Annotated in this window: 14 protein-coding genes; 6 read left to right on the top strand and 8 right to left on the bottom strand. The window is 63.1% G+C overall.

Annotation, left to right across the window (positions count from 1 at the left end; all coding sequences use genetic code 11):
- Positions 1 to 26: 26 nt before the first annotated feature.
- Positions 27 to 1,511, bottom strand: coding sequence for an APC family permease (locus AC5E6W_RS07550; RefSeq protein WP_491751661.1), 1,485 nt, complete (start codon positions 1,509 to 1,511; stop codon positions 27 to 29).
- 222 nt (positions 1,512 to 1,733) lie between these two features.
- On the opposite strand from AC5E6W_RS07550, the gene AC5E6W_RS07555 reads away from it, so the two are divergent.
- Entirely contained in the window at positions 1,734 to 3,062 is a 1,329-nt protein-coding gene (locus tag AC5E6W_RS07555; protein ID WP_491751662.1) for an acetamidase/formamidase family protein, read from the top strand.
- A gap of 30 nt (positions 3,063 to 3,092) precedes the next feature.
- On the opposite strand, the gene thiE is transcribed toward AC5E6W_RS07555, so the two are convergent.
- Positions 3,093 to 3,725: a thiamine phosphate synthase gene (gene thiE, locus AC5E6W_RS07560; protein WP_491751663.1), complete on the bottom strand. Its 633-nt coding sequence runs from the start codon at positions 3,723 to 3,725 to the stop codon at positions 3,093 to 3,095.
- An 82-nt stretch (positions 3,726 to 3,807) separates the two neighbouring features.
- On the opposite strand from thiE, the gene AC5E6W_RS07565 reads away from it, so the two are divergent.
- Entirely contained in the window at positions 3,808 to 4,185 is a 378-nt protein-coding gene (locus tag AC5E6W_RS07565; protein WP_491751664.1) for a GNAT family N-acetyltransferase, read from the top strand.
- 8 nt (positions 4,186 to 4,193) lie between these two features.
- Here the strand turns inward: AC5E6W_RS07565 and accC are convergent, their stop codons facing one another.
- The 3 genes from accC to AC5E6W_RS07580 all read right to left on the bottom strand — a co-directional run bounded on the left by accC (position 4,194) and on the right by AC5E6W_RS07580 (position 7,584).
- The gene (gene accC, locus AC5E6W_RS07570; RefSeq protein WP_491751665.1) at positions 4,194 to 5,573 is read right to left on the bottom strand and encodes an acetyl-CoA carboxylase biotin carboxylase subunit; all 1,380 of its coding nucleotides are present in this window, start codon (positions 5,571 to 5,573) and stop codon (positions 4,194 to 4,196) included.
- A 259-nt stretch (positions 5,574 to 5,832) separates the two neighbouring features.
- Complete coding sequence (gene accB / locus AC5E6W_RS07575) at positions 5,833 to 6,375, bottom strand: acetyl-CoA carboxylase biotin carboxyl carrier protein (RefSeq protein WP_491751666.1); 543 nt, start codon at positions 6,373 to 6,375, stop codon at positions 5,833 to 5,835.
- A 90-nt stretch (positions 6,376 to 6,465) separates the two neighbouring features.
- Positions 6,466 to 7,584, bottom strand: coding sequence for a M24 family metallopeptidase (locus AC5E6W_RS07580; RefSeq protein ID WP_491751667.1), 1,119 nt, complete (start codon positions 7,582 to 7,584; stop codon positions 6,466 to 6,468).
- A gap of 140 nt (positions 7,585 to 7,724) precedes the next feature.
- Here AC5E6W_RS07580 and AC5E6W_RS07585 point away from each other — a divergent pair, with 140 nt between their 5' ends.
- Entirely contained in the window at positions 7,725 to 8,498 is a 774-nt protein-coding gene (locus AC5E6W_RS07585; protein ID WP_491751668.1) for a TIGR03435 family protein, read from the top strand.
- A gap of 51 nt (positions 8,499 to 8,549) precedes the next feature.
- Positions 8,550 to 9,467, top strand: a complete 918-nt coding sequence (locus tag AC5E6W_RS07590; protein ID WP_491751669.1) for a metallophosphoesterase — start codon at positions 8,550 to 8,552, stop codon at positions 9,465 to 9,467.
- A 261-nt stretch (positions 9,468 to 9,728) separates the two neighbouring features.
- On the opposite strand, the gene AC5E6W_RS07595 is transcribed toward AC5E6W_RS07590, so the two are convergent.
- Positions 9,729 to 9,992, bottom strand: coding sequence for a helix-turn-helix domain-containing protein (locus AC5E6W_RS07595; protein ID WP_491751670.1), 264 nt, complete (start codon positions 9,990 to 9,992; stop codon positions 9,729 to 9,731).
- A gap of 204 nt (positions 9,993 to 10,196) precedes the next feature.
- Positions 10,197 to 11,252, bottom strand: coding sequence for an MBL fold metallo-hydrolase (locus tag AC5E6W_RS07600; RefSeq protein ID WP_491751671.1), 1,056 nt, complete (start codon positions 11,250 to 11,252; stop codon positions 10,197 to 10,199).
- Between the two features lie 134 nt (positions 11,253 to 11,386).
- Between AC5E6W_RS07600 and AC5E6W_RS07605 the strand changes: the two genes are divergently transcribed.
- Positions 11,387 to 11,884, top strand: coding sequence for a BLUF domain-containing protein (locus AC5E6W_RS07605; RefSeq protein WP_491751672.1), 498 nt, complete (start codon positions 11,387 to 11,389; stop codon positions 11,882 to 11,884).
- A gap of 111 nt (positions 11,885 to 11,995) precedes the next feature.
- Here the strand turns inward: AC5E6W_RS07605 and AC5E6W_RS07610 are convergent, their stop codons facing one another.
- The gene (locus AC5E6W_RS07610; protein ID WP_491751673.1) at positions 11,996 to 13,753 is read right to left on the bottom strand and encodes an AMP-dependent synthetase/ligase; all 1,758 of its coding nucleotides are present in this window, start codon (positions 13,751 to 13,753) and stop codon (positions 11,996 to 11,998) included.
- Between the two features lie 665 nt (positions 13,754 to 14,418).
- On the opposite strand from AC5E6W_RS07610, the gene AC5E6W_RS07615 reads away from it, so the two are divergent.
- Positions 14,419 to 15,408 (top strand): hypothetical protein, encoded by a 990-nt coding sequence (locus AC5E6W_RS07615; RefSeq protein WP_491751674.1) that lies wholly within the window; start codon positions 14,419 to 14,421, stop codon positions 15,406 to 15,408.
- The last annotated feature ends 9 nt before the right edge of the window (positions 15,409 to 15,417 follow it).

The raw sequence follows: 15,417 nt of genomic DNA on the forward strand, positions 1-15,417 counted from the left end.
TTGCGACGCCGGCCCTGCGAGCGCGTTCAAGAGCCGTGCGAGGTCTCCTGAACAGATTTCTTCTGCCACAAGAAGTACACCGGCACGCCTAAAAGGACGAGCAGCAGACCGGGCCAGGTATATTGCGGCTTGTACCGCAACAGTACACCACAAATCCACGCCGCCATCACGATATACAGCGCTGGCAGCACCGGGTACCCGATCGCCTTGTAGGGCCGCGGAGCGTCCGGCCGGGTGCGACGCAGGACGAAAAGCCCCGTAATCGTCAGGATGTAGAACACCAGCACAGCAAAGATCACGTAGTCCAGCAGGTTGCCATACTGTCCACTCAGGCACAGCAGGCAGGTCCAAGCGCACTGCATCCACAACGAGTTCACGGGCACACCGGTTTTCCCGTCCAGCTTCCCAACGGACTTGAAGAACAGCCCGTCCTGGCTCATCGCGTAGTACACCCGAGCCCCTGCGAGCAACATCCCATTGCAGCAGCCAAAGGTCGAAACCAGGATGGCCCCCGCCATGATCTTCGCGCCCACGCTGCCAAATGCCGCCTGCATCACGGCGGTCGCCACGCGGTCCTGCGGTGCGTTCTTGATGGCGTCGAGTGGAAGCACGCTCAGGTAGACGAAGTTGCACGCGATATAGAGCACCAGCACCGTGCCCGCACCAAGAATCAGCGACAGCGGCAGATTCCGCTTCGGGTTCTTGATCTCACCGGCAGTGAACGTGACGTTGTTCCAGGCATCCGACGAGAACAACGACCCTACCTGCACCACAGCGATCAGCGTCAACACACCGACCATCGCGGAGCCACCGCCCAGCCCAAGGAACGATCCAATGCTGAGTTGCTGGTGCTGCCCCAGACTCGCTCCCGCGAAGAAGTTATGCCAACCCGCACCGAAGTTCGCTTCCATCGCCGCAGCGTTATGCGCGACGAACCCCACCGCGATCACCGCCAGCAGCGCCAGCACCTTCGCGCTGGTAAACACGTTCTGCACCGCCGCGCCCGCCTTCACGCCGCGCGTATTCGTCCAGGTCAGCAGGATGATGATGACGATCGCGACGAGGTTCGCTGTCGACAGCCCAACATTCCCGCCCAGGTGCCAGATCCACTTGGTCTGGCTAACAGCCGGAAAGAACACGCCGAGGAACTTCCCGAACGCCACACCCACCGCGGCCACGGTCCCCGTCTGGATCACCAGAAACAGCGTCCAGCCGTAGAGAAATCCCCACAGCGGCCCGAGCGCCTCGCGCAGGTATACATACTGCCCACCGGCAGTCGGCATCATCGCCGCCAGCTCGCCATAGCTCAGCGCGCCGATTAGCGTCATCGCCGCCGTCACCAGCCACGCGGCAATCAACAGCGCCGGCGACCCCAGCGTCCGGCTCATGTCCGCCGACACGATGAAGATGCCCGAGCCGATCATCGACCCCATGACGATCGTCGTCGCGGAGAACAGACCCATCCCCTGAACCAGATGGGGCTGCTGGCCCGGATCTTGCGTGGAATTCATGGACACGTTGACTCTGTTGTAACAGCCGGGCAGCCAGCAACGCCACCCCACGCCGCGCCGAACAACCCCCAGCAACTCCTATCTCTCAGCTCCCGACTCAAAACTCGACCATTCCATTTAAACGCCCCCGGCGCCCGCAAAGATCGTGGAACCACGACCCATCCCGATGCGTAGAATCCAACGCATCCGTGTGTCCAGTCCCACCTGTGCAAGGAGCCCCTCATGCCGCACCGCCTCACCTGGCTCGCTGCCCTCGTCCTGGTTTCCGTTCCGGCTCGTTTGGCACCCGCCCAGCAGCCCGTCTCCCTCACCGGAACCTGGTCCATCGCCTTCGACTACCACGGCACGCCATCCTACTGGGCGTTGCACCTGACGGATACCGCCGGGAAGCTGACGGGCGACCTCGATGGAGACAAGCTGGAGGGCAAGCTCGAGCGCGGCCGCGTCACCTTCCATGCCGTCGATCCCCGTGGCGGTTACGAAGACGTCGACGCCACCGTCTCCGCGAACAAGATGACCGGCAAGGTGACCTGGAAGGAAGTCGGCAACTCAGAGATGGGCACCTACGACTTCACGGCTGTTCTTCCGGCAACCCACACCGGCCCGCCGCAGCGCCATGAGTTCGTGCCCACCGAGTTCCGCCGCCAGTTCAGCGCACAGACGCCCCCGGTCCTGCACCTCTTCCCCGGTGACTCCCTCCACACCACCACCGTCGACGCCGGCGGCACCGACGAGCATGGCGTGCGCCGCAGTATGGGAGGCAATCCCGAGACCGGCCCCTTCTACATCGAGGGAGCCATGCCCGGCGACACCCTCGTGGTCCACCTCGTTCGGCTCAAGCTCAACCGCGACACCGCCATCTCCGACAACGGCATCGTCCCGCGCGCCACCAATCCCCACCTCGTCATCCAGACCAAGGACAACAACGACGACGTGACCTGGACCCTCGATCGCGAGCACGGCATCGCCACGACCACCAAGCCCGGCGACCACCTCAAGACCTACGCCGTCCCCATGAAGCCAATGCTCGGCTGCATCGCAACCGCTCCCAGCCCGGGCCAGGCCATTCCCACCGGAGATTCGGGGAGCTTTGGCGGCAACATGGACTTCAACGAAGTCGTCGAGGGCAACACCGTCTATCTCCCTGTCGGCAATCCCGGTGCGCTGCTGTACTTCGGCGACGGCCACGCGCTCCAGGGCGATGGCGAACTGAACGGCAACGCCCTTGAGACCTCGATGGATGTGGAGATCACCGTCGACGTGATCCACGGCAAGCAGCCCTACTCGCCGCGCGTGGAGTCGCCCGACAAGATCATGGCGATGGGCCTCGCCGGCTCGCTCGATGACGCGCTGAAGACCGCCACCGACAACATGGCTCGCTGGCTCGCCGAAGACTACAAGCTCTCGCCCAGCGAGATCGCCCAGGTCCTCGGCACCTCCGCCGAGTACCACATCAGCGAAGTTGCCGACCGCAACGCCGGCATCGTCCTAGAGATCCGCAAAGACCGCCTCGCAACGATCACCAGAACCCCGGCGCCGGCAACAAAATAACCCGGCAACGCAACCATTCCCGCTCCCGCGTCAGGCCAGCCAAGCCGCCACGCGCGCCGCCACGCTCTGCTCCTGCGTCGGCAGCAGAGCCCCAATCACCGCCACCGAGTCCGCACCAGCAGCGATCACCCCAGCCGCACGCTCCAACGTGATACCGCCAATCGCCACCAGCGGCTTCGACGTCAGCGCCCGCGCCAGCCGTACGCCCTCCAGGCCAATCACCGGCTCGGTGTCCGCCTTCGAGTTCGTCGCATACACCGGCCCCACCGCAACGTAGTCCGCCTCGCCCGCATCCGCCGCGCGCAACTGCGCCTCGTTATGCGTCGAGACGCCCAGCACGCGATCCGGCCCAATCACCCGCCGCACCGCCTCGGGTGGCATATCCGTATGCCCCACATGCACGCCATCCCATCCCGCCAGCACCGCAAGATCGGCACGATCGTTGAGGATCAGCATCGCGCCGCTTCCCGCGAAGATGTCCTTGATCTGAGCCGCCGCCTGTAGCACCTGCTGCGGGCTTCCCTGCTTGTCGCGATACTGCACCAGCCGCACACCGGCATCGCGCAGCTGACGCGCAAAGTCCACGCCTGCGATGCCGCGCCGGTCAAGGCTCTCGCGGTCGACAATCGCATACAACCGCGGAAGTTGGATCCTCTCGCTCAATGCCCTATCCTTGTCTCAAAAAGGAGTACCTGCCCTTTTGCATTACGAAATCGTACGGTCTGAAGCGGCCACCGAGGAAGACATGAGGGCCATCGTTGTGCCGCTCATCGCGCACAATGAGCAAAGCGCGCCGCCGCCAAACTTCCAGAACCTCGCGCTGCTGATTCGCAATGCCGAAGGCAAGACCATCGGCGGACTCTGGGGCCGCTTCGGCTACGACTGGCTGTTCGTCGACTACCTGGCGGTCCCATCGGAGCTGCGCGGCACAGGCATCGGCACAAAGCTCATGCAGCAGGCCGAGCAGATCGCGATCGACCGCAACTGCGTCGGCCTGTGGCTGGACACCTTTTCGTTCCAGGCCCGCCCGTTCTACGAACGTCTCGGCTACCGCGTCTTCGGCGAGCTAGACGACTATCCTCGCGGCCACTCCCGATACTTCCTGCAAAAGCGCTTCAGCTAGCGCCGTGGCTACTTCGCCGCGGCCTCAGCGGCTTTGCGTTCCTTCTCTCGCTCCAAAAACCGCTCCATGAACTTCGTATCGAAGTCCCCGGCACGGAAGCCCGGGTCCGCGAAGATACGCTCATGCAGTGGAATCGACGTGAAGATTCCCTCCACCACAAACTGGCTCAGCGCGCGCTGCATCTTGTCCATCGCCTCTTCGCGATTCTTGCCATGGCAGATCAGCTTCGCGATCATGGAGTCGTAGTACTGCGGCACCACGCCTTCCTGGTACTGCGCCGTATCCACGCGCACCCCGAAGCCACCCGGCACATTGAACGCCGTGATCTTCCCGGGGCTTGGCGTGAACTTATCGGGATGTTCCGCATTGATGCGGCACTCAATCGCATGGCCCACAATCGCAGGACGCTGCGGCACAATGTCGCTCAGCTTCTCGCCCGCCGCAATGCGCAATTGCGCCTTCACCAGGTCGATGCCCGTCACCATCTCGGTCACGCAGTGCTCCACCTGGATGCGCGTGTTCATCTCGATGAAGTAGATCTCGCCGTCCTCATCCATCAGGAACTCGATGGTGCCTGCGTTCCAGTAGCCAATGTCCTTCAGCGATTTCTCAATCGTCTTGCCCAGCTTCTCGCGCAGCTTCGCGTTCACCTGCAGCGACGGAGCCTCTTCGATCAGCTTCTGATGCCGCCGCTGAATCGAGCACTCGCGCTCGCCGAGCGACATCACGTTGCCATGCTCATCCGCCAGCACCTGGAACTCAATGTGCCGCGGCCGCTCGATGAACTTCTCCATGTACAGCTCGCCGTTCGAAAACGCATTCAGCGCCTCGGTCGAGGCCTGCGCGAACATCGCGGGAAGCTCCTCGGCCGTGCGCACAATGCGCATGCCACGGCCGCCGCCGCCTGCAACAGCCTTCAGGATCACCGGGAACTTGATCTTCTTCGCCGTCTCCAGCGCTTCGGCATCGTCCCTCAGCACGCCGTCGGAGCCCGGCAGGATCGGAACCCCCGCGGCCTTCATCGTCATGCGCGCGGTGGACTTCTCGCCCATAATGCGCGTCACCTCAGGCCGCGGCCCGATGAACTTGATGTTCGAAGCGCGGCACACCTCGGCAAAGTTCGCGTTCTCGCTCAGCAGCCCATAGCCCGGATGCACCGCATCCGCGCCCGCAATCTCCGCCGCCGAAATCACCGCCGGGATGTTGAGATACGAATCCGACGACTTCGGCGGACCAATGCAGATGGCCTCATCGGCGAACTTGACGTGCAAGCTGTTGCGGTCAGCCTCCGAATACACGGCGACCGTGCGGATACCCAGCTCCTTGCACGCGTTGATGACGCGGAGTGCAATCTCTCCACGATTTGCGATCAGTACCTTACGAAACATTCACCTTACCCTGCGCGCCACTCGACGAACGAGTACGCCACCACAAAACCGAATAGACAATGGCCAACGAAGAAGAAAACGCTGCGTTGAAAGTCTTGAGCCACGGGTTCACTAGCCATCCGTAATGCCTCGCGGCCAACCCGGCGTCAATGTGACTGCCAACGGCCATGAGCGCCATGATCCAAAGAAAACCGACAGTCCGATCGTTGAATCGAAGATTCATCGCTCTCCTTGGCAACTCGAAGCCTCAGCCAGGCTCTTACTTGACCGCAAACAACGGCTGCCCATACTCCACCGGCTGACCGTCCTTGACGAAGATCTTCACGACCTCACCCGCAGCGTCGCTCTCAATCTCGTTCATCAGCTTCATGGCCTCGACGATGCAAAGCACCTTGCCCACCGACACCTGGTCTCCGACCTTGATGAAGGGGTCGGCACCGGGCGAAGCCGCCGAGTAGAACGTGCCCACGATGGGCGACTTCACGATGTGCGCTCCATCCTCCGGAGCAGCCGCGGCAGCAGGAGCCGCTGCAGCAACCGGAGCCGGCGCAGCAGCAGGAGCAGCCAGCACAGGAGCCACAGCGACCGGTGCCACAGCCGCCGACTGAGACGCCAGGATGCTCGCCAGCGTCACCGGGTCGACACCTGCGGACGGGTGCACGATCGCACTCGCGAACTTGAGCGCGACCTTCAGGTCGTCCCGCTCCATCTCAAACTCCGCGATGTCGTTGGCCTTCAAAAACTCGACCAGCTCGCGCAATTCCTTCAAATCTTCACCTGACGCCATGTAGTTCCTCTTCACACTTTCCGGGATCCTGCGGTCTCCTGATCACACTTACCGCACTCAATCCCTGTTCCTAATCCCTAATCCCTGTTCCCTAATCCCTGTTTCTTACAACTCAATCCAAGCCGTGGGGCTCGCTGCGGTCAGCACCTCGTGCCCGGTCTCGGTGACCAGCACCATCTCTTCGATGCGCACGCCGAACTCCCCTGCCAGGTACGCTCCGGGCTCGATGGTAATCACCATTCCCGGCTGCAGCTGCTGCTTTTGCCCTGTGGCGACCCGCGGCCCTTCGTGGATCTCCAACCCCACCCCGTGGCCGGTGGAGTGGCTGAAGGCCTTCGCCAGTTTCGCCCGGCGCAGTACCTCCCGGGCAGCCTCGTCGACCTCGCCGCAGGTGACGCCGGGCCTCACCGCCCGCACCGCCGCCTGTTGCGCTTCCAGCACCGAATGATACACGTCCCACTCCCGCTGGCTCGCCTTGCCCAGGTGGACCGTACGCGTCATATCCGAACAGTACCCGCCCAGAATCACTCCAAAGTCCAGCGTCACAAACCCGCGCTTCGGCAGTTTGTCCGCTCCCGCGCGATGGTGCGGCCGCGACGACCGCGGTCCTGACGCCACAATCGTCTCGAAGCTCATCGCCTCGGCTCCGCTGCGCCGCGCGTCCACCTCCAGCGCCAGCGCAATCTCCGACTCCGGCACGCCCGGCTCAATCTTCGGCAGCACCGACTCGAACAGCCTGCAACCCAGCGCCGCGGCCTTACGCATCCGCGCAATCTCGTCCGAATCCTTCACCTCGCGCAGCTTCGCGATCAGCCCCGGCTGCGCCGCAAAAAAGCTCCGCCGCACACTGCCCGGCAGAGCCAGCTTCATCGCTTCCAGCAGCGCCACGGTGGTCTGCGTGGAGTCATAGGCCGCTTTGGTGATTCCCTGCAGCGAGAGCCACGCCGCCGCCAGCGTCGCCGGAGGCTTGCGCTCGACAATCACCTTCACGCCCGCAGCCTCGGCCTTCGCCTGCTCGGCGTACCGTCCATCCGTGAACAGGATCGCCCGCAGCGTCGAACGTGCTCCCCGGCTGGCGGGTGGAGCTGCCATTGCTACCGCCCCGCTGGACCCCGTAAACCCGGTCAGCCAGCGGACGTCCGGAGCGTGGTTCGCAAGCAATCCCCCTGAACCCGCCTCAAGCGCGGCCTCGAGCGCCTGACGCCGTCTGTCAACCTCGTGCATCCCTTCATTTTACCTTCACCACAGCCCCATCCGGCACTCCCAGGACACCCCTTCGCTCCTCCTCCTCCGCATCGGGAACCTTTCCCACCTATTCACGTACAGGATCTCAAGCCGCCTCAGCCCATGCCGCAGGAGATCCCATGAACCGCGTCGCTCTCTGCTCGCTCACGCCAGCCATTGTGCTCGCCTGCTCCCTCGCCAGCCACGCCCAGACCACGCCGCCCGCACCACCCACCAGCCCACAGGAGGTCCTCGAGGTGGCGGCCGTTCACCTCAACAAGTCGGGGAGCCCCAACACGCAGATCTCCCGCCGCCCGGGCGGCCATCTCGTCATCGTCAACGCCAACCTGCGAACCCTGCTGCGGAACGCCTACGGTCTCCTCGGCTTTCAGATCGTCGATGCCCCCAAATGGACTGACTCCGACATGTTCGACGTCAACGCCCTCACCGCCTCGCACCGCGAGCTCACCGACGACGACATGCACCCGCTTCTCCAGCAGCTCCTCGCCGAGCGCTTCCAGCTGAAGTGCCATTGGGAGAACCGCGATGCCCCGATCTACGTCCTCGTGCCCGCCAAGAGCGGCCCGAAGCTCCAGCTCCATGGCGGCGATCCCGCACACAACATGAACACCCGCCGCTCGCCCGGCCGCACGCAGATGACCGGCACCGATATCGCCATGTCCGAGCTCGCTACCAACCTCGGCAACCAGCTTGGCCGCTATGTCACCGACGAGACAGGCCTGCCCGGCCACTACGACTTTGTGCTGCACTTCGATCCGACCAACGCCGGAGAGTCCGAGGAACCCTCGCTGCTGACCGCAATGGAGGAACAGCTGGGCCTGCGGCTCGAGTCCCGCAAAGGCCCCATGCGGGTCCTCGTCATCGACGGCGCGGAGCGTCCCTCCGAAAATTAGCCCGACCCAAACGGCATCGTCCCGGCCAGCGCCGGGCCGGTATCATGACATATGGCCGATCGTTTCGACCCGGGAGCGCACCTTCGCTTCTCTCCCATGACCCGCCGCGCATTCCTGATTGGAGGTACCGCGGCGGCAGCCTCGGTGGCCCTCTACGGCGGGACCAAGGCACGTCACGACCTCCAGATCACCCACCGGCAGATCGCTATTGCGGACCTACCCGACGCCTTCGTCGGTTTCAGCATGGTCCAGCTCTCCGACATTCACCTCGTCGAATACACCGAGCCCTGGTTCCTCGTCGACGCCGTCGAGCGCATCAACCACATCAACCCGGACATCGTCCTCCTGACCGGCGACTTCGTCAGCCGTGGCCCCCTCGCGGACTCCACCGCCTGGCGCGCCGCCGGCGTCGCCGCCGAGATCCTCAGCACCCTCAAGGCCCCGCAACGCTTCGGCATCCTCGGCAACCACGATGTCGCCGTCGGCTCCGAGCATGTCATCCAGCCGCTCGAGGCCCACAAGACCCCCATGCTCGTCGACAGCTACGTCGCCATCGAGCGCGGCCACGACCGTATCTGGCTCTGCGGCACCGACGACGCCAGCATGCGCACGCCCGTCCTCAGCCTCGCCGTCCCCCAGCTGCCCGACGTCCCTGTCATTCTCATGGTCCACGAGCCGGACTACGCCGACACCGTCCGCCAGCATCCGCGCTTCCCCATGATCGATGTCATGCTCTCCGGCCACACTCACGGCGGCCAGGTGCGCCTTCCCCTCGCCGGCCCCATGGTGCTTCCCCCCATGGGCCGCAAGTACGTCGAGGGAGCCTTCCAGATCGGCCACATGCAGCTCTACGTCAACCGCGGCCTAGGCACCGTAGGCCTTCCCATGCGCCTCAACTGCCCACCCGAGATCACCCACATCACCCTGATCCGCGGCAGCATCGGAGCCTCAAGCCAGGTCTTCACCTAGAACTCGCATATTCCGGGTACGCCGAGGCCCTCAAGGCGCCAGGACGGTGCCCCCACGGAGCCGGGTGGCCCTTCCTTTCACAGCACCATCGGAAAACGGTGGGGTGAGCGATGCAACATCAGCCGGTGCCTCATCCATGGCGCCGCAGCGCCCTGCGTCGAAATCGCGCACTTCAGCCCTGCCGGGAAGAACGACTGCACCCCACAAACGGAAAAGCCCGGCTTCGGCCGGGCCCTTCATAATCGCAAACATGAGGGTGCTCTACCGCACCGCGCGAACCTGCTTCTTCTTCGCGGGGTCCACGATCTCCAGCTGCGGCATCGGCTTCACGCCGCTCTGCTGATCCATCCAGTCATCCAGCAGGCTCTTGCGAAAGCGCCAGCGATTGCCCAGTTTGAACGCCGGCACAAAGTTCTCCGACGCGTACCGGTACAGCGTGTCGCCGCTGATTCCGAGGTAGTCCGCAGCCTGGCGGATATCCATCACCTCACGGACAGCAGTAGCATTCGAAGCGGCATTCGGCATGAGGGTGTCTCCAGTTCGAGGGAATCTTCCGGGATTCCCCGGCGCGTTTCCTGTTGTACCGGCTTTTCCACAGGCGGGCAAGTGGAATTCATCCAGACCCGCCAACTGCACCTTGTCCCGTATTGCCGGATCGGTAAACCTGACGTCGCAAACCCTTCCTAATTCCTGATCCCACTCCTTGGCCCTGGTCCCTTGACCCTGCCTCTACTCCCACAGCTCCCACCACCGCGTCAGCAGCGGCTGCCCTGCCACCACCTCCGTCGGACTCCCCGGCGCCGGCAGCCACAGCGGAAGCCCACGCTCGTCGCCGATCTTCATCATCCGCTCCACCGGCTCCCTCCACGCATGTAGCGCCAGGTTGAACAATCCCCAGTGGATCGGCAGAAACAGCCCCGCACCGCCTTTGCCAGCCAGCGCCGCCGCCATCTCTGAGTACGCCCGCGCCGCATTGTCCGGGCCCAGGTGGATATTCTCCCAAAGCGCGTTCGACGCCCCAATCTCCAGCATCACCAGGTCGAAGCGGTCGTATTGCGAGGCAATCTCCGCATAGCCCGGCCAATACCCCGAATCCGCCCCGAAGTACACCCGATGCTTCGGCCCCTCGATCACAAACGATCCCCACAGCGTAGTGAACCGGTCATGCAAGCCGCGGCCGGAGAAATGCCGCGAAGGCCACGACGTGATCCGCAACGCTCCGTCCGTGCCCGGAACCTCCACCGAATCCGTCCAGTCAAGCTCCGTAATCCGCTTCGGATCGACGCCATATCTCCGCAGATGCTTGCCCACCCCCACCGAAGTCACCCAACGCGTCCGGGCCGTCGTCGGCAGGGCCGCCAGCTTCGCATGCGTGTGCCGTCCGAGGTGGTCGTAGTGGTCATGCGAGACCAGCACCACGTCCAGCGGAGGCAGGTCCTCCAGCGCAATCGTCGGCTCAAAGAACCGCTTCGGCCCGAAGAACTGCGACGGAGCCGCTCGCTCCTCCCACACCGGGTCCAACAACACCCGGAAGCCATCGATCTCGATGAGCAGGCTGGAGTGTCCAAACCAGGTCACTCGCAGACCGCTCGCGGGAGGCGTCGCATAGATCTCCGCCCGCGTCAGAAACGGCCCCAGCGGCCCCTTGGGCTCGCGGTAGGCCTTGCCCCGGTTGAACAGGAACTCCGGCAGCACCTTCCACATCGTGCTGAAACCACCAATTTGAGTAGGGACAGGATTCAGGAACCGCCCATCCTGTTTCTTCGCGCGTGCAAGCATCGTCATGGGTTCAGATTGGATGCTACGCCCGCCGCGTCGTAGCAGAAGTTCATCCTGGAACGCCAACCCGCCCGCAATGTGCAAAAGTCGTCATCCGATTACCGACAGAAAACTGTAGCCTGCCGATAGAGTTCCCCAATATGAAGCAGGTCATCTTCACATCCCGCCTCACGAGCGAGCCCAGCGCCCCCGCAACGGTCGCGCCCTCGCACGCCTCAGCCTCAGGCCAACCTTCGCTGCTCTCGAAGGTCCAGGCCGCCCGCCGGCGTCACTCTGCCTGCGGCGTCTCCAGCCTCATCGTGCGGCAGGGCGACCTCCTGCTGGGAGCACTCGAAGGCGGCAGAATCTACGTCGATCGCATGATCGCGGCCCTGGCCAACGACGGCCTGCTGGACCAGCTGAATGTGCTGATCGACCGTCCCCTCCAGTACCGGGAATACTCCGAGGTCGCCCTCAGCCTCATCGAGGCCGAAACCCTCACACCCCGCCCCACCTGGGCCGGCAAAGACTTCGCAACGCTCGACCTCCGCGCCGCGAAACGCATCCTCAAAGGCCTCCGCGCCTTCCACGGCCTCCACGCCGAACCCGCGCGCGAATCCCACCTCAGGTCCGTGCAGGTAGGACCGCTCCGGGCGTAAAGAAGCAGAACAGCAAATGAGCAGAACAGCAGAACAGTAAGAGCTGAGCCCTCCGAAAGTTGAGGAACCTGCCGCTTTTACTGTTCTGCTTCTCTGCTATTCCGCTGCTTCTCAGTCCTTATAGATCCCATCGATCTGCGCCTTGTACTTCTCATTGATCACGCGGCGCTTGAGCTTCATGCTTGGCGTAAGCTCGCCTTCTTCGATGCTCCACTCCTCGCCCACCACGATGACCTTCTTGATCGATTCGTAGTGCGCCAGGTCGGCATTCACCTTGTCGACGATCTCCTTGTACATCTTCTGCACGCCTGGATCCTTCGCCAGCGAAGGCCGGTCCGTCTTTGCGACGCCGTTCTGTTCCGCCCACTTCTCCAGCATCTCGAAGTTCGGGGAGATCAGCACGCTCACGAACTTCTTCATGTCGCCGATCAGCGCCGCCTGGCTGATGATGCTGTTCGCCTTCAGCTTGTTCTCGATCGGCTGCGGCGCAATGAACTTGCCGCCTGAGGTCTTCAACAGCTCCTTCTTGCGATCCGTGATGGTGAGGAAACCATCCTCCAGCTTGCCGATGTCGCCCGTTTTGAACCAGCCATCCTCGGTGAACTCCTTCTTCGTGGCTTCCTCGTTGTTCCAGTAGCCCTTGAACACCGAGCTTCCACGCACCTCCAGCTCGCCATCGGAGGCGATGCGAGCCTCCATGTTCGGAATCACCTGCCCCACCGTGCCCGCGCGGTACGCCGCATACGTGTTGCGCGAGATCACCGGCGAGGTCTCCGTCATGCCGTAGCCCTCGAAGATGCGAATGCCCATATCGAGGAACCACTCTGTGGTGTCGATCCCCAGCGGAGCCCCGCCTGACACAAACAGCCGCGCGTTGCCGCCAAACGCCGCATGCACCTTCGAGAACACCAGCTTGTCCGCAATCGTGTAGCCCAGCGAGCTCGGCTTGATGCCCTTCATGATCTCCGCGCGATGCGCTTTGCCCTGACCCAGCGCCCAGTTCAGGATCGTCTTCTTGAAGCCCTGCGACTTGTGTTCGATCGCTCCCCGCAGCTTCTCGTACACACGAGGCACCGCCAGGAAGATTTCCGGCTTCACAGCCTGCATCGCTCCGGGAAGGCCATTGAAGCTCGGCAGGTACGCCAGCGCTCCGCCCGACGAATACATCGCGTAATCGAGATGCCGCGCCGTCACGTGGCTCAGTGGAAGAAACGAGATCGCCACATCCTTCGTCCGGATGTCCAGGTTGTCGGTCGAGTGGCGCAGGTTCGTCGCCATGTTGCCATGCGTCAGCATCACGCCCTTGGGCTCGCCCGTCGTGCCCGAGGTGTAGATGATCGACGCCAGATCCTCCGGCTTGATCGACCTGCTCATCGCGTCGAAAGCCTCATCCCGCCCCTCAAGACTCGCCGCCGGCTCCATCAGTTTCGCAAAGCTCTCCGCGCCCCCGAACTCGCCCTTATCGAAGACGATGACCCGCTCCAGCGTCGGAATCTCCCCTGCCGCAACAATCTTGTCGTACTGGTCCTTCGTGCTCACGAAGATGGTCTTCGCTCCGGAGTTCTTCAGCATGAAGCCGACCTGCTCCGGCGTCAGCGTCTGGTACAGCGGGACGTCCACCGCACCCATCGCCAGCGCGGCAAAGTCGACCACCGGCCACTCCCAGCGGTTCTCGCTGATCAGCGCAATGCGATCGCCCTTCTGGATGCCCCAGCCCTGCAACGCTTGTACGAGCGCACGCACACGGCCGTACATCGTCTTCCCTGAGATGTCCTTCCAGCTACCGCCGTCCTGGACCTTGGCAACGGTCTCGTCTGCGCGAGCGGCAATCAGCGCAAAGACGTCATTGATGGTGTTGAGATCAAGCAAGTGATACTTCCTTTCCGGTTGCGTTCGCTGGGGTGCGATCCCGAGCGAACGTTCTGACCGTCCATGCTAATCGCACAGAGTGTCTCTATGGGATGCGGAACCGCCTCGGCGGGAGTACGAATCGCACCACCCAATTGCCAGCCGCTGCTCCCGGATACCCTGCGGACCAGGGACCAGGGATCTGACTATCAGTGGCGTGCCTGGAATTATCTGAGATTCCATGTGTCGAATTACCGATGAGAGGTCTCGTCTGTCCCAGGTGTGTCGAAGGTTGCGAGGTATAACCTCTAGCAAGAATAGATACTTTTCTCCTTGCCGCGCGTCTCGCTATCATCGAGAACCGTACCCCGGGCCCGCCACACAGACGATTCAGGGGAGCTGCCGCCATTCATCGAGCTTTCGTCAGCCTCACGACCGCCATCGTTTGCCTTCTTGTCCTCTCCTTTGCGAGTGCGCAGGAGGTTGCCCGTCACACCCTCGAACTCTCCGCGCTGGGCCGCCAAACAGCCAACGAGACCAACTATGTTTACGGGCCGCCTACCGGCCCTGTTCTCGTCGTACACGAACAACTCTTCGGTGGGATCTCAGGCGGGTACGCCTTCGCGCTCAGCCCCAACTTCGCGCTGGAGGCCCGCGCTGGCTACCTCTTTGGCCGGCAGATCCAGGTGCCTCAGAATGGCGGCGAACAACTCCTAGCCCATGTGGGCATTCGCGCCACAGTCCCGCTCGGCCACAGCCGGTTCTCTCTGCGCTCGCGCATCGCGCCGGGCATCAGCTCGTTCTCCAGCAGCCTGCGTTCCCAAGACTTCACTCTCGTCCCGCTCGGATCGTCGGGCATCTACACCTATTCGTCCGTCCCCCACTACGGACGAATCACTCACTTCAGCCTGGAAGAAGGCGTCGGGCTTTCCGCGAAGCTCTCACCTCGCACCTCCATCACCTTCGACGTCAGCCACGAAATCCTGCTTCAAGCAGACCGCAGCCAGACGTTGCCCGCAAACGCCGGTCCGACCGTCGTGGAAAAAGCTTTTGTCGAAGATCATGTGCTCGTTGCCATCGGTCTCAGCCGCTCGTTCGGCCGCGCCTTCGCCGATTCCGCTACCCCGCAAACCGCAGCCGACTCTCTTCCCGTCCCGCGCAATGAGCTCATCGTCTCCTATGCTCTTCAACCCACCGTTAACCTTGACCAGGAAGAGCTCGGGCTTCCTTCCGGCGTGGCGTTCACCGGGTCGCACTTCCTCACCCACTGGCTCGCGCTCGATAGCTCGATCGTCATACTCAACGGCAGCGGCGCTCCCACCTTTCAGGATGGCGGAGGCCAGCTGCAGTTCTTCTCCGGTGTCAAACTAGGCTTGCAGCATCCTCGCTACGGCGTTTATGCAAAAGTCCGGCCTGGACTCATCGCCTTCAAGAATGCCTACCAGAACCTGGCCTCTGTTCCCCCACCCACCGACATCGTCAATCAGTTTGGCGGCGACGTCGGAGCAGTCGTAGAGCTCTATCCGACGCACCACTTCCTGCTCCGCTTCGACCTCGGCGAAACCCTCATCCATTACTCAGCGGTCACTCCAGTCAACAACTACGGCACCAACTACGCTGCGCCTCAAACGGCCAGCACCGTTCAGTTCCTGCTCGGCGCAGGATGGCGATTCTAGCGGCCCTGG

The organism is Bryocella sp. (assembly GCF_058498515.1).